General features: G+C 42.1%; 27 protein-coding genes, 3 tRNA genes and 1 rRNA gene. 11 read left to right on the plus strand and 20 right to left on the minus strand.

Features of this window, described 5'->3' with window-relative positions:
• Positions 1-51 precede the first annotated feature (51 nt).
• Genes BN1609_RS08240 through BN1609_RS08290 form a run of 11 tightly spaced genes read left to right on the plus strand, consistent with a single transcriptional unit; the run spans position 52 to position 9,498 of the window.
• A complete protein-coding gene (locus BN1609_RS08240) occupies positions 52-516 on the plus strand; it encodes a DUF4352 domain-containing protein (RefSeq protein WP_088825737.1) in 465 nt (154 codons plus the stop codon).
• Positions 513-1,790: a nucleotide sugar dehydrogenase gene (locus tag BN1609_RS08245; RefSeq protein ID WP_088809674.1), complete on the plus strand. Its 1,278-nt coding sequence runs from the start codon at positions 513-515 to the stop codon at positions 1,788-1,790. Before BN1609_RS08240 ends, BN1609_RS08245 begins: the two co-directional genes overlap by 4 nt.
• A gap of 9 nt (positions 1,791-1,799) precedes the next feature.
• Positions 1,800-2,519, plus strand: a complete 720-nt coding sequence (locus tag BN1609_RS08250; RefSeq protein ID WP_088825738.1) for a YveK family protein — start codon at positions 1,800-1,802, stop codon at positions 2,517-2,519.
• Positions 2,520-2,861 carry a hypothetical protein gene (locus BN1609_RS08255; protein ID WP_088809672.1) on the plus strand — a complete coding sequence of 114 codons (342 nt, stop codon included), beginning with the start codon at positions 2,520-2,522 and terminating at the stop codon, positions 2,859-2,861.
• A gap of 2 nt (positions 2,862-2,863) precedes the next feature.
• Complete coding sequence (locus BN1609_RS08260) at positions 2,864-3,520, plus strand: CpsD/CapB family tyrosine-protein kinase (protein WP_088809671.1); 657 nt, start codon at positions 2,864-2,866, stop codon at positions 3,518-3,520.
• 12 nt (positions 3,521-3,532) lie between these two features.
• Positions 3,533-4,183 (plus strand): sugar transferase, encoded by a 651-nt coding sequence (locus BN1609_RS08265; RefSeq protein WP_088809670.1) that lies wholly within the window; start codon positions 3,533-3,535, stop codon positions 4,181-4,183.
• A gap of 55 nt (positions 4,184-4,238) precedes the next feature.
• Entirely contained in the window at positions 4,239-4,952 is a 714-nt protein-coding gene (locus BN1609_RS08270) for a WecB/TagA/CpsF family glycosyltransferase (protein ID WP_088825745.1), read from the plus strand.
• On the plus strand, positions 4,934-6,184 hold the full coding sequence (locus tag BN1609_RS08275; RefSeq protein WP_088809669.1) for an O-antigen ligase family protein: 1,251 nt from the start codon (positions 4,934-4,936) through the stop codon (positions 6,182-6,184). Before BN1609_RS08270 ends, BN1609_RS08275 begins: the two co-directional genes overlap by 19 nt.
• Before the next feature lie 7 nt (positions 6,185-6,191).
• Positions 6,192-7,607 (plus strand): lipopolysaccharide biosynthesis protein, encoded by a 1,416-nt coding sequence (locus BN1609_RS08280; protein ID WP_088825740.1) that lies wholly within the window; start codon positions 6,192-6,194, stop codon positions 7,605-7,607.
• Complete coding sequence (locus tag BN1609_RS08285) at positions 7,604-8,638, plus strand: glycosyltransferase family 4 protein (protein ID WP_088809667.1); 1,035 nt, start codon at positions 7,604-7,606, stop codon at positions 8,636-8,638. Before BN1609_RS08280 ends, BN1609_RS08285 begins: the two co-directional genes overlap by 4 nt.
• Positions 8,639-8,688: 50 nt before the next feature.
• Positions 8,689-9,498, plus strand: coding sequence for a DUF368 domain-containing protein (locus BN1609_RS08290; protein ID WP_088809666.1), 810 nt, complete (start codon positions 8,689-8,691; stop codon positions 9,496-9,498).
• A 116-nt stretch (positions 9,499-9,614) separates the two neighbouring features.
• On the opposite strand, the gene BN1609_RS08295 is transcribed toward BN1609_RS08290, so the two are convergent.
• From BN1609_RS08295 to rrf, 20 genes are all read right to left on the minus strand, one after another.
• The gene (locus tag BN1609_RS08295; protein ID WP_088809665.1) at positions 9,615-9,878 is read right to left on the minus strand and encodes a hypothetical protein; all 264 of its coding nucleotides are present in this window, start codon (positions 9,876-9,878) and stop codon (positions 9,615-9,617) included.
• 65 nt (positions 9,879-9,943) lie between these two features.
• Complete coding sequence (locus BN1609_RS08300; RefSeq protein WP_088809836.1) at positions 9,944-10,738, minus strand: Cof-type HAD-IIB family hydrolase; 795 nt, start codon at positions 10,736-10,738, stop codon at positions 9,944-9,946.
• Between the two features lie 107 nt (positions 10,739-10,845).
• Positions 10,846-11,631 carry a formate dehydrogenase accessory sulfurtransferase FdhD gene (gene fdhD, locus BN1609_RS08305; RefSeq protein ID WP_088809835.1) on the minus strand — a complete coding sequence of 262 codons (786 nt, stop codon included), beginning with the start codon at positions 11,629-11,631 and terminating at the stop codon, positions 10,846-10,848.
• 49 nt (positions 11,632-11,680) lie between these two features.
• Positions 11,681-12,157, minus strand: coding sequence for a DUF1641 domain-containing protein (locus tag BN1609_RS08310; RefSeq protein WP_088839010.1), 477 nt, complete (start codon positions 12,155-12,157; stop codon positions 11,681-11,683).
• The gene (gene fdhF / locus BN1609_RS08315) at positions 12,150-15,134 is read right to left on the minus strand and encodes a formate dehydrogenase subunit alpha (protein ID WP_088840739.1); all 2,985 of its coding nucleotides are present in this window, start codon (positions 15,132-15,134) and stop codon (positions 12,150-12,152) included. Before fdhF ends, BN1609_RS08310 begins: the two co-directional genes overlap by 8 nt.
• Before the next feature lie 206 nt (positions 15,135-15,340).
• Positions 15,341-15,751, minus strand: a complete 411-nt coding sequence (locus BN1609_RS08320) for a hypothetical protein (RefSeq protein ID WP_088809662.1) — start codon at positions 15,749-15,751, stop codon at positions 15,341-15,343.
• A complete protein-coding gene (locus BN1609_RS08325) occupies positions 15,748-15,957 on the minus strand; it encodes a helix-turn-helix transcriptional regulator (RefSeq protein ID WP_088840740.1) in 210 nt (69 codons plus the stop codon). Before BN1609_RS08325 ends, BN1609_RS08320 begins: the two co-directional genes overlap by 4 nt.
• A 257-nt stretch (positions 15,958-16,214) precedes the next feature.
• Positions 16,215-16,502, minus strand: a complete 288-nt coding sequence (locus tag BN1609_RS08330) for a hypothetical protein (RefSeq protein WP_088809660.1) — start codon at positions 16,500-16,502, stop codon at positions 16,215-16,217.
• Positions 16,503-16,599: 97 nt separating this feature from the next.
• On the minus strand, positions 16,600-17,544 hold the full coding sequence (locus BN1609_RS08335; protein WP_088809659.1) for a Ppx/GppA family phosphatase: 945 nt from the start codon (positions 17,542-17,544) through the stop codon (positions 16,600-16,602).
• A gap of 2 nt (positions 17,545-17,546) precedes the next feature.
• Positions 17,547-19,670, minus strand: a complete 2,124-nt coding sequence (locus tag BN1609_RS08340) for an RNA degradosome polyphosphate kinase (RefSeq protein ID WP_088840741.1) — start codon at positions 19,668-19,670, stop codon at positions 17,547-17,549.
• Complete coding sequence (locus BN1609_RS08345; protein ID WP_088840742.1) at positions 19,667-21,196, minus strand: exopolyphosphatase; 1,530 nt, start codon at positions 21,194-21,196, stop codon at positions 19,667-19,669. Before BN1609_RS08345 ends, BN1609_RS08340 begins: the two co-directional genes overlap by 4 nt.
• A 92-nt stretch (positions 21,197-21,288) precedes the next feature.
• Positions 21,289-21,648: a hypothetical protein gene (locus BN1609_RS08350; protein WP_088809656.1), complete on the minus strand. Its 360-nt coding sequence runs from the start codon at positions 21,646-21,648 to the stop codon at positions 21,289-21,291.
• Between the two features lie 217 nt (positions 21,649-21,865).
• Positions 21,866-22,666, minus strand: coding sequence for a pyrroline-5-carboxylate reductase (proC, locus tag BN1609_RS08355; RefSeq protein WP_088809655.1), 801 nt, complete (start codon positions 22,664-22,666; stop codon positions 21,866-21,868).
• Position 22,667: 1 nt separating this feature from the next.
• Entirely contained in the window at positions 22,668-23,090 is a 423-nt protein-coding gene (locus tag BN1609_RS08360; RefSeq protein ID WP_255377341.1) for a GNAT family N-acetyltransferase, read from the minus strand.
• Positions 23,091-23,214: 124 nt separating this feature from the next.
• Positions 23,215-24,708, minus strand: a complete 1,494-nt coding sequence (locus BN1609_RS08365) for an MDR family MFS transporter (protein WP_088809654.1) — start codon at positions 24,706-24,708, stop codon at positions 23,215-23,217.
• Between the two features lie 100 nt (positions 24,709-24,808).
• On the minus strand, positions 24,809-25,699 hold the full coding sequence (locus BN1609_RS08370; RefSeq protein WP_088809653.1) for a TetR/AcrR family transcriptional regulator: 891 nt from the start codon (positions 25,697-25,699) through the stop codon (positions 24,809-24,811).
• 131 nt (positions 25,700-25,830) lie between these two features.
• Positions 25,831-25,903 (minus strand) — tRNA-Thr (locus tag BN1609_RS08375).
• Between the two features lie 24 nt (positions 25,904-25,927).
• Positions 25,928-26,000: transfer RNA gene (locus BN1609_RS08380), tRNA-Thr, on the minus strand.
• Between the two features lie 18 nt (positions 26,001-26,018).
• Positions 26,019-26,093: transfer RNA gene (locus BN1609_RS08385), tRNA-Asn, on the minus strand.
• A 10-nt stretch (positions 26,094-26,103) separates the two neighbouring features.
• Positions 26,104-26,219: ribosomal RNA gene (gene rrf / locus BN1609_RS08390) — 5S ribosomal RNA — on the minus strand.
• Between the last annotated feature and the right edge of the window lie 8 nt (positions 26,220-26,227).

Genomic DNA, 26,227 nt, shown 5'->3' on the forward strand with positions numbered 1-26,227 from the left:
GCTAGTTGCGGCTAGCGAACCGTTTATTAAAACAAATGAGGTGCAACTTTTATGAAAAAAGCTTTAATTAGCATTGGCCTAAGTAGTGTATTACTACTAACGGCGTGTTCAAGTGACGGGAATCAAGAATATAAAGCAGAGAAAACTGAACAAAAGGCAAAAGCTGAAACAAAGGATACGGTTGTAGACGGGCTTAAAATTGTAATCAAAAATCAGGAAGTAAATGAAAAAGTGACGGAGAAAGAAACGCAGAAATTATATACTTTTACAATTTCTGGTGAGAATATGGCGTCTACCAATAAAGGACTGGGTGCGGTGGATTTTGTTTTAAAAACGAAAGATGGTAAGGAAATTGAGGTCGATCCTTCGATGGCGATGTTCGGCGATGAAATTAAGCCAGGCAAAACACTTGAAGGCAAAGCTTCTTTTGCAATTCCGGAAAATCAAACGGCGACGAAACTTATTTATAAACCACTAGATAAAGAATTGGCTGAGTGGGATGTGGAGGAATCATGAAAATTGTCATAATCGGACTGGGCTATATTGGACTTCCGACTGCGCTTATGTTCGCGAAACACGGGGCGGATGTCGTTGGGGTGGATGTTTCTAGGCGGGTGGTAGACTTTTTAAACGCTGGGCAGGTGCCCATTGAAGAGTATGGTTTAGCGGAATATTTGACGGACGCGCTGGCGAAGCAGAAATTTAAAGCGAGTTTAACAGCTGAAACCGGTGATGTGTTTATTATTGCTGTTCCGACGCCGAATGTGGAAGATGAATTCGGGAGTTGCGACCTAACGTACGTCAAACAGGCGATGGAGTCGATTCTGCCACATTTGAAATCGGGCAATACGATTATCGTTGAATCTACCATCTCACCGCGCGTAACGGAGGACATTATCCAACCTTTAATCCAAAAAGAAGGGTTTGTTACTGGCGAAGATATTTTTCTGGCGCATTGTCCGGAGCGTGTTCTTCCGGGGAAAATCTTGCACGAACTTGTTTACAATAACCGCATTATTGGCGGGGTCACAGAGAAGTGCACCGAAAAGGTTAAAGAAATATACGGCCTTTTTGTGCAAGGCAAATTGCTGAGCGCGACTGCGAGTGTCGCAGAATTGTCTAAGCTGATGGAAAACACATATCGCGACACCAATATTGCGCTCGCCAATGAACTTGTCCAAATCGGCGACGAACTCGGCATTGATGCGCTAAGCGTAATCGAGCTGGCCAATCAACACCCAAGGGTAGATATTCACCAACCGGGTCCTGGCGTAGGCGGCCACTGCCTAGCCGTTGATCCACATTTCATCATTGCAGAGGCCCCGAACGAAGCACGGCTTATCCGCCAAGCAAGGCAAATAAATCGTAATATGCCTAATTTTATTTTCCAAAAAACACTCACAATTATGGAGGAAAATAATGGAAAAACGATAACCGTATTAGGCTTAGCCTACAAAGGAAATATAGACGACACGCGTGAAAGCCCCGCCCTCCAAATTGTAAACCAGCTGCAAACCTTAACGGCGTATGACATTCGTACATTTGACCCTTATGTAGCAAGTTCAGATACATATAGCCTTGAATCGGCTCTTTTAGGGAGCGACTTAGCGCTCGTTTTAACTGACCATGATGCATTTAAGGCGATGCCTGATAACATCATTCATGGTATGAGAACCCCCATTTTATTCGATACAAAGAATTGTATTTCTAGAAAAAATGCTTTTGAACAGCACTTTACACTCGGCCATCTTCCGACTGACAAAAAAAGAAGCAAAAGCTTTATAAACTAGGAGAATATTATGAACGAACAAATTGATTTAAAACAAATTATGCTTGCTATTCGCAAAAATGGTTGGTGGATTGTTGGAATTGTCACAATGACAGTTCTTTGTATGTTCATCTATCTCCAGTACATCGCCACTCCTATTTATCAAAAGAGCACACAAATTTTAGTTAATCAGTCTGAAAGCTCGCCAAATGATAGTTTAGATTCACAAACTGTGCAGGCGGACTTGCAACTGGTAGACACGTACAGCTCAATTATTTTAAGTCCGCGGATTTTAAATGGCGTTGAGCAAGACTTGGGAAATCTTTATGACACAGAGGAACTAGCAGAAATGATTCAGGTAACAAACGCGACTAATTCACAGGTCATTGATATAAGTGTTAAAAATCCAGATCCAAAACTAGCCGCTCAAATTGCTAATTCCACTGCTAAGGTATTCACTAAAGAAATGCCGAGTATCATGAAAGTCGATAATGTGACTACTTTATCAGAAGCCCAGTTTTTAGGCAACGAGACGCCGATTGCGCCTCAAAAAACTTTGTTGCTTATACTCGCCGTATTTATGGGACTTTTTTTCGCATTTTGTTTTATTTTCATCAGATTATTGTTTAAGCGTACGTTTACCTCGGCAGATGAAATTGAAGAGATTTTACAGCTAAATGTGCTGGGTGAAGTGAGTACATTTCATGCTTTTGAACGGGCCAAAAAAAGACTACAAAAAGGAGCCAGATAAATGCGTTTATTCAGAAAAAAATGTTCCAGTACTGAAGATAATAAAAATAAGCGAGTCACTTTCATTACTTCTCCGGAATTAGACACTGAACAATTCGATATGGAATCGAGTTCGCAGACTTTTGAGCATGCCTTGCCACAACAAAATTGGCTACTTAAAATTGCTGGTTTTACAGGAATTTACTTCGACTTTAGTTTTATTTTCATCAAATTATTATTCAGGCGTACGTTTACTTCAACAAATGAAATCGAGAAATTTTTACACATACATGTGCTCGGTGTAGTGAAATTAATTCAAATAAGTGATGAAATCCCAATGAAACTAAGAAAAGGAGCAAGGTGAATATGTATCCATCAAATAAAAATTCTAGAAGCAATTACTACTCTCCTACAAGTGAACAATTTAAATTAATTCGTACTGGGATTGATTTATCTGGAATTGATAAAGATAGGCAAGTCATTTTAATTACTTCTCCAGAATCAGGCACTGGAAAATCCACCGTAGCCTCCCACCTTGCAATCGCTTATGCCGAAAAAGGGGCACGCACACTTTTAATCGATGCCGATATGCGTAGACCTATGTTACATAAACGATTTTCAAAAAATTTACATCTTGGTTTGTCCAACGTGATTACAAATGAGATCGAGTTAGAAGATGGGCTCCAAGAGGTGTTGCTAGATTCAGCGTCATTCGCTCTTTTAACTAGCGGCACAATACCTCCGAATCCAAACGACTTACTTTCCTCTCAAAAAATGGCTAATCTTATCGGAAGATTACGGGAATGTTTCGATAAAATCATCATTGATACGCCACCTATTACAGTTGTTTCAGATGCACTTGTTTTAGCGGACGAAACAGATGGTACCATTTTGATTTGTAGGTATCAAAAGACTTTAAAAGAACAAGCAAAATATGCAGCCAAGCAACTTCAGCTTTCAAAAGCTAAATTAATTGGCGTCATTTTTAACGGTACAAAAAATACCGAAAACTATTATTACTAAGGAGCTAAGTACATGGAACAAAGTAAACTCAGCATGGCATTCCAAGCGACTGATAAAACAAATTATACGAAATGGAAGATTCGTTGCGACCGTTTTTTAAGCGTGTTTGCGTTACTTCTCCTGTCCCCGCTTTTTCTCTTCGTAGCGATTTGCATTAAAGTGACTGACTGGAAAGCTCCAGTTATTTTCAAGCAAGAGCGTGTAGGAAAAAATGGGAAAGTTTTTTATATGTACAAATTCCGAACGATGTGTACGGATGCTGAATCCCAATTAAGTACGATTTTAAAACTAAACGACGTTACAGGTGCGATGTTTAAAATGAAAAATGATCCTCGCATAACAAAAATCGGCCGCTTATTGCGCAAAACGAGCTTGGATGAGTTGCCACAAATTTGGAACGTAGTAAAAGGTGATATGAGCCTTGTTGGGCCTAGGCCGCCGCTACCGCGCGAAGTTGCCGTTTATTCTACGTACGATAAACAACGCCTTCTTGTCACTCCTGGTTGTACGGGATTATGGCAGGTAAGCGGACGAAACGAGCTTAGCTTTGAGGAAATGGTGGAACTGGATTTGCATTATATTCGCCACCTGTCTTGGAAAATGGACTTTAAAATTTTTTTCAAAACTTTTGTTGTCCTGCTCGTACCAAAAGGAGCGTATTAGCGTGAAGGAAGAAAAGAGAATTCATTTGCTGGGCAGTGACTTAGATGCGCTTACGATGAATGAAACGCTCCTGCGTATTGAGCACCTTATTTTAAACCAAAAGCCGAGTCAACATGTTGTGATTAATGCGAGCAAAATAAATTTGATGGCGGAGGATGCGGCGCTTCGGGCGATTGTAAATGAAAGTCCGCTTGTGAATGCAGATGGTCAGTCTATTGTTTGGGCGGCGCGTTTTCTAGGCTATGATGTGCCGGAACGCGTGACGGGAATTGATTTATTTGAAAATTTGGTGGCTCTGGCGGCACAAAAGAACTGGCGGCTCTACTATTTTGGGGCGACGGAGGAAGTGGTGAAGTGTGTTGTAGACAAGCATTTGAAAGCTTATCCGGGTTTAGAGATTGCGGGGTTTCGCAATGGCTATTTTGATGATTTAGAATCGGTTCAAATTGCGCAGGAGATTCGGGCCAGTCGTGCGGATATATTATTTGTCGCTTTTTCCTCCCCCAAAAAAGAATTTTGGGTTCACAGCCACAAGGAAATGATGCAAGTGCCTTTTGCGATGGGTGTTGGCGGGAGTTTTGATGTGCTTGCTGGTAAGACAAAACGCGCGCCAAGATGGATGCAAAAAGCTGGGCTGGAATGGTTTTACCGCTTTATACAGGAACCTAGGCGCATGTTTAAACGCTATATCATCGGGAATTTCCGCTTCCTGACACACGTTCTTCGGGAAAAAAGCAGACGAGGCATAAGATGGCAAAAACACCGCTAAATATAGCTGTTTTTATTGTACTTGTTGCGATTTTCCCGCTCATTGATTTCTTAAATGGTTTTTTCCTGACATCTGGTTATATGATTCCCATTGGCATTGTCTATCGTTTTTTCTTTTTTATCTTTCTCATTAGCATGATTTGTATTGAAAAGATTCCTAAGACGGCTTTAACGTTTGTCACCTTCCTGTTTATTGCTGGCAATCTTGGCATCTTGCTTTTCCAAAGTATAATTTTACAAAATCCATTCACTTGGATTGCTGCGGATATTTCTGTATTTGTTAAATATTTTTTATGGGCACTCATTCCGTACTATATTTATCAACGAAAAACGCTATTTCAAGCGCTGCATTATGAAAAAATTTTTATTGTCATCAGCCTACTATTTACGGTACTTCTACTTGTCCCTTATGCACTAGGTGTTGGGCACCAGACTTATGATAATTCAGACGCTGGTTATAAAGGCTTCTTTTTTGCGAATAATGACACAAGTTTTGCTTTTATTGTATCGCTAACCTTTACGGCTCAAGCACTCATTCAATCGTTACAAGGAAGATGGAATTTCCGCTTGCTGTTCTTTCTTCTGCTTTATTCCGGAAATATGCTTTGTTTATTACTCGTTGGGACGAAAACTGGCATTGTTTATGGTGTTGTGATAAGTGTCATCGTGCTCATTCGCCTTTTATTTTTCGTTAGATATCGTTCAGTGACACAGAAAATCTTCGTTTGGTTTGCTTGTCTCTTTTTAGTTGGATGGTTGCTCGTTCGCGGCTTGGCCTATGCGGGACAACTGATTGCAGGGACGTACGACCGAATGGTGTATTTTTATCATTTATACGACGGAAATTTAGTTCGTTTGTTAACGAGCTCAAGAAGTGATTTTTTGGAAGGCGGATTAAGCTTTTTCCTAGATAGCTTACACCCTATTTTCACGGTAGCTTTTGGTCAAGGTTTTGAATATCGATTAGAACAGTATGGCCGGCTTGGATTAATCGAAATGGATTTTTTTGATACGTTATTTGGGCTCGGCCTGTTCGGGATCCTACTTCTTGTTACTTTGTTAGGCTACTACGGTGTGATTGCGTTAAAAAAACAAAATCGTTCGCTCCATAGTTTTCTCTTTTTCATCATTATTCTATATAGTTTTTTCGCCGGGCACGTCTTGTTTTCAGCGCTCTCTTCAACCCTTTTAGGACTTGTTTGCGGCGGGATTATTTTATCAAAGAAAGAGTGAGATTCATTTGAAGAAATTATTAATTCGGTTTGGGCAATTTTCAATCGGCTCACTCGGCGCGGCGCTCCTCAATTTAATATTGATACCTATCACAACTTACTTTTTAACGCCCGCAGAATACGGGAAAACAAGTATGTTTCTACTCGCGCAAACGCTTCTTATTTATGTGATTTACTTAGGATTTGATCAAGCTTTTACAAGGGAATTTCATAGTTACGCGCAAAAAACGCGTTTGCTTATTCAATCGATGATGACGCCGCTTTTTACTTCATGCATTTTAATTGCGGGCATGTGTCTATTTGCTTCTACAATTTCCGAATGGCTTTTTGCGGATTCAAATTATGAAGTTGCTGTTTATTTGCTTGCTTTCTCCATCATTTTACTCATTTTTGAACGTTTCATTTTATTGTTTGCTCGAATGGAAAATCGAGCGATTACTTTTTCTATTTATTGTATTGGTATTAAGTTGGCCATTTTAGTTGGCACAATCACGGCATTGCTTTTATTTGAGCCTACTTTTATTACCGTTGTTTACGGCATGTTAATTGGGCAGATGATTGGGGATTTCATTCTTATTTTGTTTAACTTGCCACTGTTTAAAACGTTCAGGCAAAAACCGGACAAAGCGCTCATTAAACATCTGGCTAAATTTGGTTTGCCTGTTGCAATTGGTACTTTTCTTTACAGTTTATTTCTCATCATCGACAAATTATTTTTGCGCTACTTCTCGAGCTTTGACGAGCTTGGGATTTATACTGCAGCGTTTAAAATCGCCAGTGCTTTAATGGTTTTGCAGGTGAGTTTTGGGAATTTCTGGATTCCTACTGCCTACGAATGGTACGAGCAGAAAAAGCCCGTCATCTACTACAAAAGGGTGAGCGATACGGTCATGTTTGGAGTCGCGTTCTTTTTCCTCGTTATGCTTTTCTTTAAGGACTGGATTGTCGTGATTCTCTCGCCAGCGTACAGCGAGGCACAATATATTTTCCCGTTTCTCTGCTTCTATCCGCTCATGATGACGGTTAGCGAAACGACAAATCTCGGCATCGTTTTTTTAAAGAAAAGCGTGCTAAACATTTACGTGTCGATCATCGCCCTCGTCATTTCTGTCGCGCTAAACATTGCGCTCGTCCCAGTTTATGGCGCAATTGGAGCCGCTATCGCAACGGGAACCGCCTTCATCAGCTACTTTCTCGCCCGCACTTTCTTCTCCATGCGCATTTGGGAAGGCTTTTCCGTCACACGCCACATCATCGTAACGGGGCTGTTATACGGTTTATCACTTTACAGCGTTATTTTTAAAGACACTTTGCTCGAAAAAGGACTCGTTTTAAGTGCGCTCATCTTCCTGATTGTCCTTTATCAAAAAGAGCTCAAACAAACGTTTCGTTTACTTCAAAAGAAAGGAATTAAAAATGAATGAACATTTTAATGGTCGGTCCAAACCCAAAGGAAAAAGGCGGAATGGCAACGGTCATCGCGAATTTCAAACAGTATTATACGAGTGATACGCATCATTTATTCTTTTTCAGTTCATGGTCTGCGGAAAACAAATGGCAGACTGAATGGCGGGCGCTTCGTTCGATTCGGCGCATCATTTTTGAAAAGAAAATTGATATTGTGCATTTTCATGTCGCGCAAAAGGGCAGTTTCTTTCGAAAGGCCTTTTTAAAAAAATTAGTTCCAAGCCATTGTAAAACGGTATTTCATATGCACGCATCACATTTTGATGTATTTTATAAAAAAAGTAACCGCATGTTGCGATTTTGGATTCGTCGAACGTTTAATCAAACGGATCATGTGGTGGTTTTAAGCGGGGAATGGGCGGAATTTTACCGGAGGCTAACTAAAACGCCGATTTCGGTCATTCAAAACGCGGTGCATCTTCCTGAAAAGCCCCTTTATAATAAAAAAGCGCGTACGATTGTGACGTTTGGGCGAATCGGCGAGCGAAAAGGAAGCTATGATTTGCTTAAAGTGGCAGCGCGCATTCAGCCGGCGTTCCCAGATGTACGTTTTGTGCTCTACGGCGACGGGGAAATCGAAAAAGTCACGGCTCAAATTGACAAGCTCGGGCTTACAAATGTGGCACTAGGCGGCTGGATTTCAAAAGAGGATCAGCAGGTCATTTTAAAAGCGAGCATGTTGCACTTTTTGCCGTCTTATCACGAAGGCCTACCTATGGCAATTTTAGAAACCATGGCCGCTGGAATTCCAAACATTTCCACGCATATCGGCGGCATCGCAGACGTCATTGAACACCAGCAAAACGGCATTCTGACCGCACCAGGCGATGTTGCCAATATGACGAATCAACTAACTAAACTTTTAGAACAACCTGCTCTTCGGGAAAAATATGCGGAAAGCGCGCGCCAAAAAATTGCATCTGGCTTTTCAATTGAAACCTACCACACAAATTGGTCTGCTTTTTACAATCAGTTGATAACATGTTAAAATTTACATTCCAGACAATTTATTGTTAATTTTTTTACTAGGAGTGTTGTATGCGAGTTATTAACTTTTTTAAAGGCATGGCTATGGGAACCGTCGAAACAGTTCCCGGAATTAGCAGCAGTACCGTCGCCATGTTGCTTGGTATTTATGAAAATATTATCGATGCGCTTCACCATTTAACGACCAAAAAATGGAAAACGCACATGCTTTATTTGCTCCCCATTTTAATTGGAATGGCATGCGGAATGGGCGTCTCCGTTTTGGTCGTGCACTATTTACTAGAAAATTACAACGTCCAAGTTCACGCTTTATTTATGGGGTGTATTCTCGGAATGCTCCCATTAATTTGGCAAAGCGGCAAAAAAATCGGTGAGCGCTATCAATTCAAGCATTTTTTCATCATGGTGCTGTTTTTTGCTTTTATTTTAATCTTAAATTTTTCGCTTGAAGAAACGCATTTCCAAATTACACAAGCTACCGCTTTTGATTATGCCTATCTCTTTTTTGCCGGCTTTCTAGCTAGCATCGCACTTGTTGCCCCCGGCATAAGCGGCGCGCTCATTTTGATGATTCTAGGCGTTTACGAAACCGCGCTTGATGCGTTAATAGACTTCGATTTTAAAATTATCATCGCCATGGCATTAGGCGTTCTTATCGGTATTCTCGTCACAAGCAAACTCATTCGTTTTCTCATTCAAAAATTCCGCACCGCTGCCCACGCCGGAATACTCGGACTGCTTGCTGGCTCATTTTTCATTCTTTTCCCAAAAGAAAATTTTACGGTTTTCGAATTCATCATAAGCTTTATCATTCTAGTTGTAACCACTTTCGCTGTATACAAATTCAGCTTTAGACAATAAAAAACTGCACCTATAAGATGCAGTTTGATACAAAACAAAATTACTATGCCACATTAGACTGGTGAGAAATGATGAGATTCTAGGCAAAGCCGCGTGCCGCATCATTTTTTATCAGTCTAACTTTTTTCGTCTAATAAGTCGCTCTCATTAAATTTAATTTTCGCCTCGCAATGCGGGGTTTTCCATTTTAATTTACGCGACATTTTTTCTTCATCATTTTTTTCAAAAAGAAGCTTGCTCCCTTTACTTAGAAGCGGAATTGCAATTAAAACGCCGACAAGGGTTAACAGAGCAATAAAACCAATAAAAATTAAACTTGCACCGATGGCAATAACAAAGGCTTTTTTCAAGAAATGTCCAATATCAAACTTTTCTTCCAAATTCATCAGCTCCCTATCTTTATCGATAGTTTTATCATATCATGAAACGATGCTAGCGGCGAATTTTAGCCCAAAATGTGCTCTTCCAAAAAGAGAGCTAAACCACCCTCATCATTTGTTTTTGTGATAAAATCGGCACGTTCCAAAGCGAGCGGTATGCCGTTTTGCATCGCGACACCCATTTTGGCTAACATGAGCATGCCAACATCATTTTCATTGTCCCCAAACGAAACGGTTTTCGCTAAATCAATGTAGCCATGTTCAGCTAAATAGTTCAGGCCATGCGCCTTATCAATCCCCGGGTTCATAATGTCGATCAAATTTTTCGCGGAGGCAAGCACAGATAAATCAAATGGGCGAAGCGCCTCTTTAATTGTTGCGCGCTTTTCGGCGTCTTCTTCAATCACCAAAATTTTCAGCGGGAATTCGCCATCTGCAAGCTCATCAAGCGGCGTTTTTGTAATCGTAATCGGCACTTGTTCATTTTCAGGCAGCACTTTATTTTGTTCGTTAAAAAACGCAATTTTACCAGAATTAGATGGTCCTAAGATTCGTTTCGTCGTATAAATGTGATAATTCGCATTTAGCGGGCGAAGCACTTCCAATACACTTTCAATTGTTTCTAGCGCTAAATCGCTTTTAAACAAAATCTCACCAGTTTGAAAATCGCGCACGAGGCCCCCGTTGCAAGAAATCACTGGTTTTGTAATTTTTAGCTCGTGAATAAATGGTAAAATCGCTAAATCTAAACGACCAGTTGCCAGAAATAAATTTTTTCCGTCTTTTTGCCATTCAAGCAAACGCTCTTTATTGTGCGGGTGAATCGCGTCCCCCGCGCTCACAAGTAGCGTTCCGTCCATATCTGTCACAATCGTATCAATCGTCAAGTCTATCGCACCTTTCCCTTCATATACTCGTCATTATAACGGATAATCGCTAAAAGACGCAAGACGAGGAGCCCTTTTGTTTAAAATATTCGCTCTGGTTTGGTGTACACATTCATCGTGTCTTGACGAATAAAACCGACTGTCGTAATGCCAAGTTCAGCTGCCATATTAATCGCGAGTTCAGTTGGCGCCGAACGCGATAAAATGATACCGCAGCCAAGTTTCGCCGTTTTCACTAAAATTTCCGATGAGATTCGCCCACTGAAAATGACAATTTTATCCGAAACGGTAATGTCGTTTTTTAAACAATGCCCGTAAATCTTGTCGAGTGCATTATGCCGCCCAATATCCATTCGACTGCAGATTAGCCCGTCAGGCGTGGTGAGCCCCGCATTATGAACGCCGCCCGTCTGATGAAATGTGCCCGATGTCGCTTCAAATTCGCGCATTCTTTCAAAAATTTGCGCCACCCCAATTGAGATCCCCGTTTCATTGTAACTTTCAAGCAAAGAGGCATCCGATTGGAAATAAAAATTTTCTCTTGATTTCCCGCAACACGACGTAATATAACGCTTTGCGCGATACTTGGCGTTAAATTGGTTGACGAAATTCGCCGTCACATGCGCGTGCCCTGTCGCCTCAATGATTTCGATTTTATCGATGTCCGAAACGCCACGAATGACACCTTCTGACGTTAGAAAGCCCACAATTAAATCCTCTAAATATTCCGGTGTGCAGACGATGGTTACAAGTTCTTGTTTATTCACATAAATGGTCAGCGGATATTCCACAGCAATTTCTGCCGTTTTTTCATGTTTTATCCCATTTTCATACCGAATAATGCTTTTTTGTACGCTCACATCCATCGTGCCAGCCCCTTCCAAAGAAAGCCTCCAGCAATTTGGAGGCTCGCATTTATTTTAAATTTTTACCCATTTCTTTTAAAAATGTAACCCCGTAACGCAGCGTGCGGTTTACATCAGGATCTTTTAGCGCCTTCATTAAACCAAACAGCCCCAAAATCTCCTCGTTTTCCGCCGCCGCCTGAGCAGCCTGAGTCGCTTCTTTTATATTTTCAAGCATCTTTTCAGTTGTTTCCGGCTTTGTTTCTGTTAAAAGCTGGCTCGACAACATCAAATTGTTTATCGCATTCGTAACGGGTTCTTTGCGCCACTCATTTAAAACGGTTTTCGTAATATCTTCTTTCGCCTTCATCGCACTATTTACGGTTTCAAGCGCGCCTGAGTCGCGCAACAATTTGACGAGTTCGAGCATTTCAAGAAAACCAGATTCATCGGCGGCAATGCCTTTTTTAAGCTCAGCTAGGCGGATTTTTTCCTGTTCTTCTTTTGACGGAGTCGTGTCGCGAATTTTCGATATCGGTTCAGCCATTTTGTTTCTCTCCTTTACAGCCACAGCTTCCGCCGCATGCACAATTTACTTTGGAAATCGGTTCATAGTCCGCACGCTTCCATTTCCGCTCAACTTCTACGCCATTTTGCGGATAACGTTTGCGGTTTCGTGGATTGTGGTCAGGAAGCGGATTTTTACCTTCTTTTTCCAGAACCTTCATTGCCACTTTCGTTTGCTTATAAGCTGGCGTTTTCGTCCGCACATCGCCCGCACTAGACGTAAGCAAATTAACCGCTGTTTCGCTGCTCACCGAATGCATCGGCACATAGACTTCCTTACCTTTCATTCGGTCAGTCACAACGGCGCGGAGCTTAATCCGACCATACGGAGAACTAAGGCGCACAAGCGAACCACTTTCAATTTCACGTTCTTTCGCAAGTTCAGGCGAAACCTCGACAAACACTTCTGGAAGCTTGTAATCAAGTCCTTTTGATTTATCCGTCAAATTCCCCTCGTGAAACTGTTCCAGCAAGCGCCCGTTGTTTAGCTGCAAATCGTACTCTTCCGGAAACTCAATCGGTGGAACATACGGCAACGTTGAAAATTGTGCCTTACCATCAGGGAAATTAAAACGTTCTTTGTATAAAAGGGGCATATCTTGACCTGCTTCATCAACCGGCCAAACGAGACTACTGAAGCCTTCCAAGCGGTCGTAGCGGACCCCACGGAAAAACGGTGCGAGACTCGCAATTTCGTCCATAATGTCACTTGGATGTGCGTAATCCCAATTGGCTCCGCAGGCACGTGCCACTTCTTGCGTAATCCACCAGTCGGGTTTTGAGTCCCCAAGTGGCTTCATCACTTCATACAAGCGCTGTACGCGCCGCTCCGTATTCGTAAACGTCCCTTCTTTTTCGAGCGAAGGCGACGCCGGCAAAATGACGTCCGCAAATTGCGCGGTTTTGGATAAGAATACATCTTGTACAACAAAGAAATCTAATTTCGCAAGCGTTTCCTGTACGTGATTCACGTTTGAATCCACCCACGCCATTTCTTCCCCTACAAGGTACATCGCGTGCAGTGTTCCTGCTTCAATCGCATCAAGCATCTCATTGTTTTTCAGTCCCGGTTTATCTGAAATTGATACGCCATAAGCCGCTTCAAAACGTGCGCGTACCTCATCATCGGCTAGGGGCTGAACACCAGGCAAGACATTCGGCAAAGAGCCCATATCGCAAGCGCCTTGCACGTTATTGTGCCCACGTAGCGGGTATGCACCAGCGCCTTTTCTGCCAAAGTTTCCTGTCACGAGGAGTAAGTTCGCGATTGCTGAAGATGTATGCGAACCCGCGATATTTTGTGTAACGCCCATGCCCCAACAAACTGAAGTGCCGTCTGCTTCGTGCACCATTTCGGCAATTTCCTTAAGCGTTTCCACGGACAGTCCCGTTTCTTGCTCGGCATACTCCAATGTGAACGGCTCAAGGAATTCGAGGTAGTCTGCCACATTTGAAATTCGGTGATTCATAAATTCGGCATCATGCCAGTTTTGGTCGATGATATATTTGGCAACAGCCGTCAGCCAGACAAAATCCGTCCCTTGTTTCGGGTGAATAAATTTATCAGCGCGTTCTGCCATTTCGTGACGTCGCAAATCTGAAACGAGCATTTTAGCCCCGTTATATTTTTGGGCACGTTTAATTCGGCTCGCAATGACAGGGTGTCCATCAGCCGGGGAACAGCCAACTAACATGATTAGCCCAGCTGATTCAATATCGTCAACCGTACCTGAATCGGCGCCAATGCCGACAGTGCGTGTTAGCCCATCAGATGCAGGCGCCTGACAATACCGTGAGCAGTTATCGACGTTGTTTGTCTCAAAAACTTGGCGAGCGATTTTTTGCATCAAATAATTCTCTTCGTTTGTGGTTTTAGATGAGCTAATAAACCCGAGCGCATCGTTGCCAAATTTCGCTTGTGTTTCGCGTAAGCGCGTCGCCACCGTTTTAAGCGCCTCTTCCCAGCTCACCGGCACAAATTCGTCCCCTTGCCGAACGAGCGGCGATGTGAGCCGTTTATCACTGTTCACGAAATCCCAGCCAAATTTCCCTTTGACACATGTCGCAAATTTATTAACTGGACCTTCGCCAGTCGGTTCCACTTTCAAAATTTTACGATCTTTTGTCCACACTTCAAACGTACAGCCGACCCCGCAAAATGTGCAGACGGTTTTCGTTTTTTTCGTCCGCGTATCGCGCATCGCCGCTTCCATTTCAGAAACAGCAAAAACAGTTTGATAGTTCGGCTCCACTTTTTTCACCATATCAATCATTGGTTCAAGCACATCTTCGTCTAAACCAGTCATAAAACCAGCTTGACCAAGCATCGATTTCTCCATCATCGCATTACATGGACACACGGTAGAACAAAGTCCACAAGACACGCAAGATGAAAGATTTGCTGGCCGGTCGTCATCCCAAATAACCCGCGGCTGCTCCCGCTCCCAGTCAATCGACAGCGTTTCATTCACCTGAACGCTCTGACAAGCTTCCACACATCGCCCGCATAAAATACATTGGTCGGGGTCATAACGATAAAACGGGTGCGAAAAGTCATTTAAGTAACCTTTTTCCCGGTAAGGTCGTGTCTGCCCTTCAATCCCTAACATTTCAGTCGTATTATGTACGCGGCAATTGCCATTATTATTATCGCAAACCGTGCAGTAAAGCAGATGGTTCTCCAAAATCCGGTCCATCGCTTCTAGCTGAGCATCAGTTGCTTTCTCCGAATCCGTTTGTACTTCCATTCCCGTTTTAAACTCGGTACTGCACGCCCGAACAAGCTCCCCGTCCACTTCACACATGCACGTATCGCAAGATTGAATTGGCCCCATTTGCTCGCTATAACATATATGCGGGTGTTTGATTTCTTTTTCATTCAAATAATCTAAAATTCTTTTTCCCGAGTCAACTTCATGTTCCGCCCCATTTATCTTGACGGTGATTTTTGTCCCCATGACTTTTCCTCCTCCATCATTCGCTCTCTATAGAAAACGGTTACATCCGTTATATTATACCAGTTATTATGTGAAAATTACAGTCAAAACCATAATTGAGAACGCTTATCAAGTAAGGCGGTTATGCGTTTTTAAGAGGACGTGAAGTAAGTGAAAAAAAGCACTTTCCTATCCAGCAGGAAAAGCGCCTTTACTCCGAACTGTTTTCATTTTCTTCTTAGCCATTCTATGATAGCAAAATAAAGACCTGCAATCAGTAAGATACCAAGCGCCAACCATCTAATACTAATTTCTGTAATGCCGTTGTAGGAAATAACAATAATAAGCATGGGAATCACTAGAACTAGCACATATAAAAACTTATACGCTATTTTATTTCGAAGCATAATAAATCTTTCGTCTTGGGTTCTACGTTCTTGTTCTTGCTCCTCTTCCATCTTTTTTCTTCTGGATAACACGCCTAGTGTAGCACCAATGATTATAAATATCACCGTCACATACATGTCCACACCCATGAATTCTTTTAAGTTCTGTCCCCATAAGATACTAATTAAAAAAAAGACCCCTAGAAATATAACTATTGTATTAAAAATTTGCTTTATTTGATAATTTGTCATCTTGCTTCACCTCTGTATGAAAATAATTCTTCGATAGTTTTATCGAAAAAAATAGCCAATTTAAAACTAAACTCTAAAGTAGGATTGTAATTTCCTTTTTCGATAGCATAAATTGTTTGTCTAGAAACGCCAACGGCTTGACCAAGATCCTCTTGAGAAATTTCTTTTTCCTCACGATACTTTTTCACATGATTGACAATAGCCATTCTGCAACACCCTTGTAAACTTTACTTTACATTCATTATATGTAATAACCTCAAAAATGTAAAGTAAAGTTTACATTTTCTATAAAGCTCCATAACTTCTCCCACCTTGCATCCTAAACAAAGTAGCCAATATTTTATCTATCATTAGCATCATTTTTCGAATCCTTGCCATTATTTCACGTGTAATGGGCTTTTTTACTAATTAAAAAAATCGAGAAACACAGCCCTAAAAAGGCGATGTTTCTCGATTTTGTATATCACTTACCAAATATATTCTTAATCGAATCGAGCAATTCCCCGGCGCCACCTAGTTGTTCGGTCACTTGATCGACGACGTTGTTTACTGGTTCGGTTACATTCTGGGTTATTTCTTCGGGATTCAATTGGTCGGTTGCGTTTTGAATCGTTTCCGATGCCGTTTCAGTTGCATTTTGCGCGGTTTCTTCGGCATTTGAAGCAACATCAGAAATTTTTTCTGCGCTTCCTCCAAGGAGTTCATTTACTTTGTCACCAGCTAGATTTTTTAAACTATCAAAAAGTGGCAATAGACTTCTCTCCTTTACTTTTGATTACCCGTAGTATAGCACAGATTTTTCGGAATCTTTCGTTTTGACACAAAAAGTAATCAGGAAGTAAAATTCTTTACAATTCAAGCAAACCTTTTTGTTGCAAATCAAAAAAATGTTCGTAGAAAGCACCTTCGCGCAGTCCATATTGCGAGAAAACGAGCCGGTCAGAGTCCAAGAAGCGCATCAGCGCAATAAGCGGTGCCATTCCGGCTGCAATAATATCAGCTCTGTCGCGAGAAAGTCCGCCAATGTCGCCGCGACCTTTTAAGTTTTGTGATACCACTTCTTTGAAAATATCGTATACTTCAAAGTCGCGCATTTTAAAACCGTGCAAATTCTCAAAATCTAAAATTTCGCGCCGACGTCGTTCGATTTTGGCTATCGTTCGGTTACTTCCACCAAGGGCAACAATTGGCAAGTTATGTCCCCGGCGAAGCCACCAAACGCCCGTGTATAGTTTATCCATGAATGTCATAAGCGCAAATAAATCGCCGGCTGAAATCACATCTTTTTGGGTAAATCGCTCGCTTAGATTGACAGCGCCATACGGCAAACTGATAAGATTCACGGCCCGACCATTTTGGACTAAAACGAGCTCCGTGCTGCCACCGCCAGTATCAATAATGACACAATTGGTTACCGGCAATGTATTAATGATGCCCAAATAGTCGTAATACGCTTCTTTAGACCCTTCAATCACTTCTAATTCAACGTTCGCCTCCTTCTTAACGCGCTCTAAAAACTTCTTTTGATTGGTTGCTTGACGTGTGGCTGCGGTTGCTAGTGCGCGGAGCGTTAGCGAATCAAATTCAAGGCTTTTTTCCCGAAAGCGTTTTAATGCCGCAATAGTTCGTTTCATCGCATTGTCCCGAAGAATTTTTTCCTCCCCCATTTTTTCCGACAAGCGCACCATTTCTTTTTCTTGGCAAACGACCTCGAAAGTGGCATCATCGTTTATTTTCGTAATCGTCATTCGCACCGAGTTTGACCCTAAGTCAATTACGCCAAAGTGTTCCATACCTATTCCTCCTCATTTTCACGCCCAACAATAGGCTCAAATATTCGTGCTTGTATGTTTTTATCAGCTCGTTTTGCTAGCTTTTTCTTCGTCGCTTGGTCCATGAGCAATTCTTGGACGTTAAACGGTGGTCGACCGCGCTTGTCTAAACTTTGGTAAGAGCCGTCTGCGAGCAATTTCCGTGTTTTCACGTTATCGTGAAACATTTCTGCAAACTCCAGCTTAATTTGCTCTCGAATGGCTTTTTCACGAATCGGAAACATCAACTCCACTCTTCTGTTTAAATTGCGATGCATTAAATCGGCGCTGGATAAGTAAAGCAAGTCGCCCCCTGCTGCGCCAAAATGATAAATCCGACTATGTTCTAAAAAACGCCCAACAATGGAGTGTACTTCAATATTTTCACTCAGGCCGGGCACTCCAGGCTTCAAGCAGCAAATTCCGCGCACAATTAGCTTGATTTTAACGCCCGCAGAAGACGCTCTGTAAAGCGCTTCAATCATTTCCGAATCGGATAAAGAGTTCATTTTCATCTGGATAAAGCCGGGTTTTCCTTGTTCCACCGCTTTTATTTCGCGCTGAATCAGGTCAAGAAGCATGTCGCGCAACCAAAGTGGCGCAATCACAAGTTCATAGAAAAACGGGGGTTCCGAATAGCCTGAAAGCATGTTAAAAATGTTCGTGGCATCAATGCCCATTTCCGCGTTAGCCGTTAGAATTCCCATATCCGTGTAAAATTTCGCCGTCATATCATTATAGTTGCCCGTTCCCATGTGCATATAACGCCTGATGCCATCTTCTTCCCGCCGCACAACAAGCGTCAATTTACAATGTGTCTTCAATCCGACAAGCCCATAAATCACGTGGCAGCCTGCCTTTTCGAGTTCCTGCGCCCAGTGAATATTATTTTCCTCATCAAAGCGCGCCTTCACCTCTACAAGAACTGTCACCTGCTTCCCGTTTTCAGCCGCTTCGCCCAAATATTTAATAATTGGTGAGTCACCCGACACTCGGTAAAGCGTCATCTTAATCGCCAAAACCGCCTCATCGGCTGACGCTTGCCGCACAAATTCAATCACCGGCTCAAATGAATCATATGGATGATGAAAAAAGTAATCCCGCTCCTTAATTTTTGCAAACAAATCAGCTTGCACCAAATCCGTTTCCACATATGGCTTAAATGGCTTATAGAGCAGCTTCTCGTCATCAACCGCACTCGCCAGCTTATTTAGAAACGTCAAATCAAGCGGTCCTTTAATCAAATAAATGTCCTCGTCACTCACTTTTAGAGCTTTTATTAGCCTTTTGTTTAAATGTTTACTAATATTCGCGTCGACCTCTAGGCGTATGACATTGCTACGTTCACGCTTTTTAAGTTGCTCTTCAATTTCTTTCAGCAAATCAGACGTATCTTTTTCCGCAACGTCCATATCCATGTTGCGCATCACCCGGTAACACGCGGTTTCTTTAATCTCGTAACCTACGAAAAAGCGTTGTAAATAATAGATGAGGATCTCCTCGAGTAAAATAAAATCGTGTTCGCCTTCCGTAGAGGGGAGTTTAACCAGCCGTGAGAAAATGTTTGGCACTTGAACTGTTGCGAATTCCTTCTTTTTTGGATTGCCTTCTTTGTGAATAAAGACTGCTATGTTGATGCTCGTGTTCACGATGAGTGGAAATGGTCTGGATGAATCGACGGCCATGGGGGTGACAACTGGGTAAACTTCTTGCTCGAAGAAATGATGCACAAATGTTCGCGCCCGCTCTGAAAGCTGGTCCATTTGCAGCAAGCGAATTTGCTTTTCCTGTAACCGTTTATTAAGCGTCCGATTCCAAGTTCGGTACTGCTTATCCACCATTTTATGTGTCACTTCGGCGATTTCTGTGAGCTGTTCTTTTGGCGTAAGCATTGCGGCATCGCGTTCTTCAAAGCCGACGGAAACCATTTTTTTCAAACTAGCTACGCGCACCATGAAAAATTCATCTAAATTGCTCGCCGTAATCGCCAAAAATTTAATCCGTTCAAGCAGTGGATTATTTTTATCACGCGCTTCTTCTAAAACACGGTCGTTAAAAGCAAGCCAGCTTCGTTCCCGATTAATGAAATTCACTTTATCCTCACTCATTTTTGTTCACCCTTTTCTTTCAAATGCGCTTTGATGCCGTATACTTCTTCAAAAAAGCCAGCTTTTTCATTAAAAGTCCACTTTTCAAGCATTAAATCATCGTCCGCCCACACAGAAATTAAAACGTGTTCTTTTTTCAAAGAAAGCGAGATTTTCGTCACTTTTTGTTGATGGCTATCGTCCAAAGAATCGGCTAACCGTAAAATTGCTGTCAGTTTCGCTGTCGTGAGCCGGTTTTCAATCGGCAGCTTCTCAAAATGATGCAAATTAAGCGATGGCGTTTCCGTACTATGGTAACGCGCAATCGCGCCAACCATTTGGAGTTCCTCTGCCGATAAACCGAGAATTTCCGTCGCTAAAATAATATATTCTGAATGCGCATAATGATTATTCATATCAATGTAGCTTCCAATATCTTGCAAAATCGCGGCAATCTGAAGCAATAAACGCTCACGTTTTGTCAGTCCGTGAATCGGCTTTAATTGGTCGAAAAGATGCAGTGCAAATTTCTCCACCGCTTCCGCATGTTTTCGGTCCGTCTTGTACCGAACCGCAATATTTCGCGCCGACATCACAATATCTTTCGAAAAATCATGGGATAGCGTTAACTTTTTCTGCCGAATCATCTCCTCCACCAAAATCCCGTCCACAAGCTCCGCATCAGAAAGCAAAATTTCAGACGCCTGCGTCACCTTCAGAAGCTCTTTTAAAAGCATCGCCGACGGGAGTAACTGCGAAATCGAATCAAACGAAAGTTCATACTTTTTGGCTAAAACTTTTTCCGGAGTTTCCAGTATATGCGCATAAAGCGCGGCAAAATAGGCTTCTGTGATTTTGTCCTCTGCCTTCTCTACAAAGGCCCTTTTAAAAAACAGCAAGTCGGTGCCAATCAAAATGAAATGCTTATACGCTACATCTTTCGGTGCAAATTGCGCATAATCACGGATTTTACTAAAAATAAAGTCCTCAAGTAAATCGGCAAAATTACTCGTCCGCTCCTTTAGCTCCGATAAAAGTTCCCGTACACGCAAGGGGCCGAGTTTAATATTTCGTGAGAACATAAAATTGCCTTCATCATAAACCGTAAGTTGAATGCTCCCCGTGCCAATATCAATGAGCATCGTGCCTTCTTGAATCAGCTCACTAAAATTTTGCGTCGCATTTGCCGCCGCCTGACTATGCAAAAATCGCTCCTCCGAATTGGACAACCATTCCAGTTCGAGCCCCGTCCTAAGCCGAATTTGTTCCTTTACATATTCCGCATTTGACGCTTCTTGAATCGCCGAAACAGCCACCGCTAGACTGTCCTCTATCGCATACTCACGCATAATATTAACAAAACCAGAAAGCGCAACAGATGTGGCTTCAACCGTTTCGAGCTCAATCTTCCCACCATTAAAAATATCCGTCCCAATTGAAACCTCTGCTTTTATGTACTCTAAAACGGTTTGTTTGCGCATATCCATGATTTTTAAAATAACATTTTGTGAACCAACTGTAATGGCTGCGAACCAATTTGTTCCCATAAACTCTCACCTCCCGTGTTTCTTTCTATCTATATATCCTTTTGTAAGAAAGCCTAACCCTTTTTCCCATAAAAAAAGAAGCTCTTAGGCTCCTATTCTTTGCTCCATTTCGTATAATAAAATAATCCGATGATGAGTGCGAATACACTCGCAAACGGGCGAATGTGGAACGTGGTATATGTGCTTGCAAAAACAAAACCCATAATCGCTGAAAATGCGGCTAGAAACAGCGAAAGAAACATGACAAATGACTGATTATCTTTATTGAAAAAGAAAATACCGCCAATAACTAGCAGTAAAATCGAGTTAATCCAACCTGCGACTTCTGTCAAATAGCCCGAGAATGCAAACAAATTTTCGTTTGGAAAATATACACCGTGATTTTCCGCTTCATTGATGATTCCAGCAATCGCAACGATTGCTAGCAAAATACCTGTTACTTTCTTTATCATGCTATTCCCTCTTAAAAATGACATATATTCCATTACATACAAATTTAACATTTTTGAGCGCAAAAGAAAACCAATGCGGAAGAAAAAGGGAAACCGCATTGGTTATTCTTTGGGAGATATACATCTTATGAAAAAGAGTATGTTATTAGCTTGTAACTTTATAGTACAATTCGCTTTTTACAAGACTATGTAAAAAGTATGAAAAAATAATGAACGTTTACTTTTTACTTAATTCTGCTTCTCGGTTTATGGTCGCCGCTACGCTATGCATCACAGTCGCAACAAACGCATCGTCCATCAAACTACTCACTCCGGCGATTGTCGTGCCTCCTGGCGAGCAAACTTGATCCACCAATTCATACGGATGAGTCCCGCTTTCCAAAATCATTTTGGAGCTCCCGAGCACGGCCTGTGACGCCATACGAAGCGCCTCTTTTTTCGCTAAACCAGCTTTAACCCCAGCCCTCGCAAGCGAATCAATAAAGATGTAGATGAACGCCGGCGAGCTCCCCGCAATCGCTGTAAATGCGCTGAAATTCTTTTCTTCGATAAAAGCAACTTCCCCAACGGCAGAAAAAATAGTCTCCACCGCTGTTTTGTCTTCATCCGTTGTAAGCGAATTTCCGCAAACGCCCGTCATTGATTCCCCGATTGTCGCGTTCACATTCGGCATGACGCGCATGATTTTTAAGTCAGATCCTGCCAGTTCTGCGAGCGCCGCGAGATCAAGTCCCGCTGCAATTGAAACGACGAGTGGTTTTCTCTCCGCTAAAACCGCTTTTAAATCTGGCAAAATCAATTCGAAGACATACGGTTTAACCGCAAGCACTACAACGTCCACCGCGCGAATTAAGTCTTCCGCCGTCTGTTTCACTTGAACGCCCGTTTCCAAAGCAAATGCCTCCGCTTTCGCCGCCGTCCGGTTGTAAACAAAAATATCCTCCGCGCGCATTTCCCGCACAAGTCCGCGAATAATTGCCGAAGACATGTTGCCAACTCCAATAAATCCCACTTTCATCTTAAAATCTCCCTTCTAGCACAAAATAGCGACCATCTTCTGAAATACCTTCCGAAACCTTCTTAAAACCCAATTTTTCGTAAAAAAGAAGCGCCTTTTTATTTTCTGCGACACACTTCAACGTAAAGGCATCATGCGAAGTAGCAAGCGCTGCCTGAATTAATTGCCGTCCAACCCCGGCACCCCGCGCATTTTGACTAACATACAAGTGGTGAATAAAATTCTCCGGCTCATAAATCCCGACAAATCCCAAAACCTCACCCGATTGTTCTAAAACGAGCACCCGCTCGCCGTCTGTATCCCGGTCAAAGTCTCTTTCGGAAATCTGCTCTTCTTTCTCCCAATCAAATTCCTTGGCGCGAACTTCATTATACAGCGCCCGAAGCGCCGTCAAGTCCGCATTTTCCATCTCACGTATTTTCAAAAACGCCACCTCACATTCCTTTAAACTATACCATCAGTTGCGCGATTGAACAATATAAATACGATTCGTTTCTTTGAAAAATCCCGTTCCAGAACTGGAACGGGATTTTTCAAGCAAGCCTTACTTACGAATTGGCTTCATTTTCATATTTTTTAACAACAGCTTCTTTTGGACGATCTTTAATAAAGAAACTTAAAATCATACCTAGCGCTGAGAAAATGACTGCCACTAAAAAGGCCGCCGTCATCCCATTTAAGCTCGCATCCAATGCTTTTTGCGCAAAGTCTTGCGGATTGGTCGCCATAAGTTCTTTTCCTGGCATATCGTTTTTGGTCACGTTCGTAAGCACCGTTATAAGCACCGCCGTCCCAATTGACCCCGCAATTTGGCGAATCGTATTATTCACAGCCGAACCGTGATTAATCAACTCATTCGGCAGTGCATTCATACCCGCCGTGCTGACCGGCATCATAACCATGGAAATCCCTAGGAAACGAATCGCATAAAATAGCATGATATACCAAAGTGGCGTATCCGCCGTCAAGAAAATAAATGGAATCGTTCCGGCTGTTAAAATTGTAAGCCCCGTAATCGCCAGCAATCTCGCGCCGATTTTATCAAAAATAATCCCTGTAATCGGACTCATAACCCCCATCACAAGTGCTCCCGGTAGCAGAAGCAGACCCGATTGAAGCGCCGATTCCCCGCGAATATTTTGAATATAAAGCGGCAACACAATTTCCGCGCCAATCATCGCCATCGTAACAATCGAACCTAGCACAACCGATAACGAAAACATCGGATAACGGAATACCCGAAACTCAAGAATCGGATTTTCAATTTTTAATTGACGGAAAACAAAAAGGAAAATCACAACAACGCCCACAATAAGCGTTGTAATCACCGTCGCATCCGACCAACCATCGTTCCCTGCAGAACTAAACCCGTAAAGCAAAGAACCAAACCCGATTGTGGATAAAATGATGGATAAAACATCAATACGCGTATCTTTCAGCGTAACCACTTTTTTCATACCGAAAAAAGCTAGAATTACGTCGAACACGGCAATTGGAACTAACACCCAAAACAGGACGCGCCAATCGTACGAATCAACAATCCACCCAGATAACGTCGGCCCAATTGCAGGCGCAAAAGCAATAACTAGACCCATAACCCCCATTGCAACCCCTCTTTTTTCACGAGGGAAAATAAGTAAGAAAATGGTTTGTAGTAATGGCATCATAATACCTGCACCAGCCGCCTGAACAATCCGCCCAGTTAATAACACTGGAAATGAACCGGCTAATGCCGCAATAACAGTCCCGATTGTGAAAACAACCATCGCCGTAATAAATAAAACTTTAGAACTAATTTTTTCAATTAAAAGAGCTGTAATAGGAATCATAATCCCATTTGTAAGTAAAAAGGCTGTCGTAAGCCACTGTCCTGTAGCTGCCGTAATATCCAAATCTTTCATAATCATCGGTAACGCCGTAGCTAGTAGCGTTTGGTTAAGTACCGCAACAAACGCACCAATTACCATCGTCACTACGAGGAGATTTCGATTAAACGGCTTTCCATGTACATCTACAGGTTTTTCCGCTGCAATAGTATTCAATTATAGTTCCCCTTCCTTCACTCGTTTTCCAAATGAATAAGAGTAGTATAATCTAATAAAACTTATAAGTCAATAAAAAATGACCAACCCGTACATTTATTTATAAAAGTGAATTAATTTGCATCTCGAGGACCTGAATTTCTCGGTCTAATGCTTTTGGTGCCTGCTGTTTCAAATAAAGCAGTGCGCCTTGAATCATAAAATCTCGTGGTGTTTCGCGGTTATTAATTTCCGAAAGGAGCGCATTGAGTGACTCCTTATACTGCCACTTGTCCGACTCCGCCACATCTTGCTCTTCAATTTTCCCTAAAAGTTGATCAATCGTTTTCCGAAGTTCCACCATTCTGCGCTTCTTAAGATCCAAATGGCTAGGAATAAAACACGCTACATCTTGCTCCGTAATTAAAATATCCCCTGTTTCCTTCAAATCCCCCACAACTGCGTCCATCCGGTTCAGCACATACTTCACAACATCCTGTATCCGTCGTTTCCCCTCCTCCGTCTTAGAAGTCGCAAACACAAACATAAATGTCATTCCAGTGAGCAGCATCGTCAAATCATTCACATACGGCCTAGTATCCTCACCATACACAAGTAAAATCTGATTTTTAATCCATTCCAAACTCCTCAAACGAACGCTCGCCAAAAACTGATTAAAATCATCATCAATCATCGCCTGTGAAAAACTAATGTTCAAAATCTCTGCATTCTTCGTATGAAAAGTAATCAAAAGCTCCACACAAGACGCAAAATTCTCCTTCATCCCCCCCGCCTGGTCCCCCATCGCCCGGTCCAGCTTCTGATAAAGAACAGAATACTCTTGTTTAAAAATAACAATAGCCAATTCCTCTTTAGAAGTAAAATAATTATAGAAAGTGCCTTTTGAAATCCCACTTGCCTCAACAATATCCGCTACAGAAGTCAATAAATATCCTTTTTTTCGAAAAATATTTTTCGCTTCTGTTATAATCCGCCGCTTTTTATCTTTCAAAATCTCAACTCCCTTAAAAATTTATACTACTAGTATAATAAAAAAATACATCTGGTTCAATCTTTCTTTATCACAAACAAAAAAACCTCGCAATCCACTGCAAGGTTTCAACCATTTAAATGTAATTCTGATGCCGGCTGCAAGAGTCGAACTCGCGACCTACTGATTACAAATCAGTTGCTCTACCAACTGAGCTAAGCCGGCCTATGAAGTAATTAACATCCAAGAAGCCACTTGCCGGGTTTGAACCGGCGACCTCTTCCTTACCATGGAAGCGCTCTACCAACTGAGCTAAAGCGGCAACTAATGCACAAAAAAATGGCTCCACAGGTAGGACTCGAACCTACGACCGATCGGTTAACAGCCGATTGCTCTACCACTGAGCTACTGTGGAATAATACATTGCCCGGCAGCGACCTACTCTCACAGGGGGAAGCCCCCAACTACCATCGGCGCAGAGAAGCTTAACTACCGTGTTCGGGATGGGAACGGGTGTGACCTTCTCGCCATAACTACCAGACAATGAAA

This window comes from Listeria sp. ILCC797, from assembly GCF_900186185.1.
Lineage (GTDB): Bacteria > Bacillota > Bacilli > Lactobacillales > Listeriaceae > Listeria > Listeria goaensis.

Bases quoted from the DNA above. Each gene is read 5' to 3' on its own strand.
- BN1609_RS08240 (WP_088825737.1), top strand. From the start codon at position 52: ATGAAAAAAGCTTTAATTAGCATTGGCCTAAGTAGTGTATTACTACTA.
- BN1609_RS08245 (WP_088809674.1), top strand. From the start codon at position 513: ATGAAAATTGTCATAATCGGACTGGGCTATATTGGACTTCCGACTGCG.
- BN1609_RS08250 (WP_088825738.1), top strand. From the start codon at position 1,800: ATGAACGAACAAATTGATTTAAAACAAATTATGCTTGCTATTCGCAAA.
- BN1609_RS08255 (WP_088809672.1), top strand. From the start codon at position 2,520: ATGCGTTTATTCAGAAAAAAATGTTCCAGTACTGAAGATAATAAAAAT.
- BN1609_RS08260 (WP_088809671.1), top strand. From the start codon at position 2,864: ATGTATCCATCAAATAAAAATTCTAGAAGCAATTACTACTCTCCTACA.
- BN1609_RS08265 (WP_088809670.1), top strand. From the start codon at position 3,533: ATGGAACAAAGTAAACTCAGCATGGCATTCCAAGCGACTGATAAAACA.
- BN1609_RS08270 (WP_088825745.1), top strand. From the start codon at position 4,239: ATGAATGAAACGCTCCTGCGTATTGAGCACCTTATTTTAAACCAAAAG.
- BN1609_RS08275 (WP_088809669.1), top strand. From the start codon at position 4,934: ATGGCAAAAACACCGCTAAATATAGCTGTTTTTATTGTACTTGTTGCG.
- BN1609_RS08285 (WP_088809667.1), top strand. From the start codon at position 7,604: ATGAACATTTTAATGGTCGGTCCAAACCCAAAGGAAAAAGGCGGAATG.
- BN1609_RS08290 (WP_088809666.1), top strand. From the start codon at position 8,689: ATGCGAGTTATTAACTTTTTTAAAGGCATGGCTATGGGAACCGTCGAA.
- BN1609_RS08300 (WP_088809836.1), bottom strand. From the start codon at position 10,738: ATGGACGGAACGCTACTTGTGAGCGCGGGGGACGCGATTCACCCGCAC.
- fdhD (WP_088809835.1), bottom strand. From the start codon at position 11,631: ATGGATGTGAGCGTACAAAAAAGCATTATTCGGTATGAAAATGGGATA.
- BN1609_RS08310 (WP_088839010.1), bottom strand. From the start codon at position 12,157: ATGGCTGAACCGATATCGAAAATTCGCGACACGACTCCGTCAAAAGAA.
- fdhF (WP_088840739.1), bottom strand. From the start codon at position 15,134: ATGGGGACAAAAATCACCGTCAAGATAAATGGGGCGGAACATGAAGTT.
- BN1609_RS08320 (WP_088809662.1), bottom strand. From the start codon at position 15,751: ATGACAAATTATCAAATAAAGCAAATTTTTAATACAATAGTTATATTT.
- BN1609_RS08325 (WP_088840740.1), bottom strand. From the start codon at position 15,957: ATGGCTATTGTCAATCATGTGAAAAAGTATCGTGAGGAAAAAGAAATT.
- BN1609_RS08335 (WP_088809659.1), bottom strand. From the start codon at position 17,544: ATGGAACACTTTGGCGTAATTGACTTAGGGTCAAACTCGGTGCGAATG.
- BN1609_RS08340 (WP_088840741.1), bottom strand. From the start codon at position 19,670: ATGAGTGAGGATAAAGTGAATTTCATTAATCGGGAACGAAGCTGGCTT.
- BN1609_RS08345 (WP_088840742.1), bottom strand. From the start codon at position 21,196: ATGGGAACAAATTGGTTCGCAGCCATTACAGTTGGTTCACAAAATGTT.
- BN1609_RS08350 (WP_088809656.1), bottom strand. From the start codon at position 21,648: ATGATAAAGAAAGTAACAGGTATTTTGCTAGCAATCGTTGCGATTGCT.
- proC (WP_088809655.1), bottom strand. From the start codon at position 22,666: ATGAAAGTGGGATTTATTGGAGTTGGCAACATGTCTTCGGCAATTATT.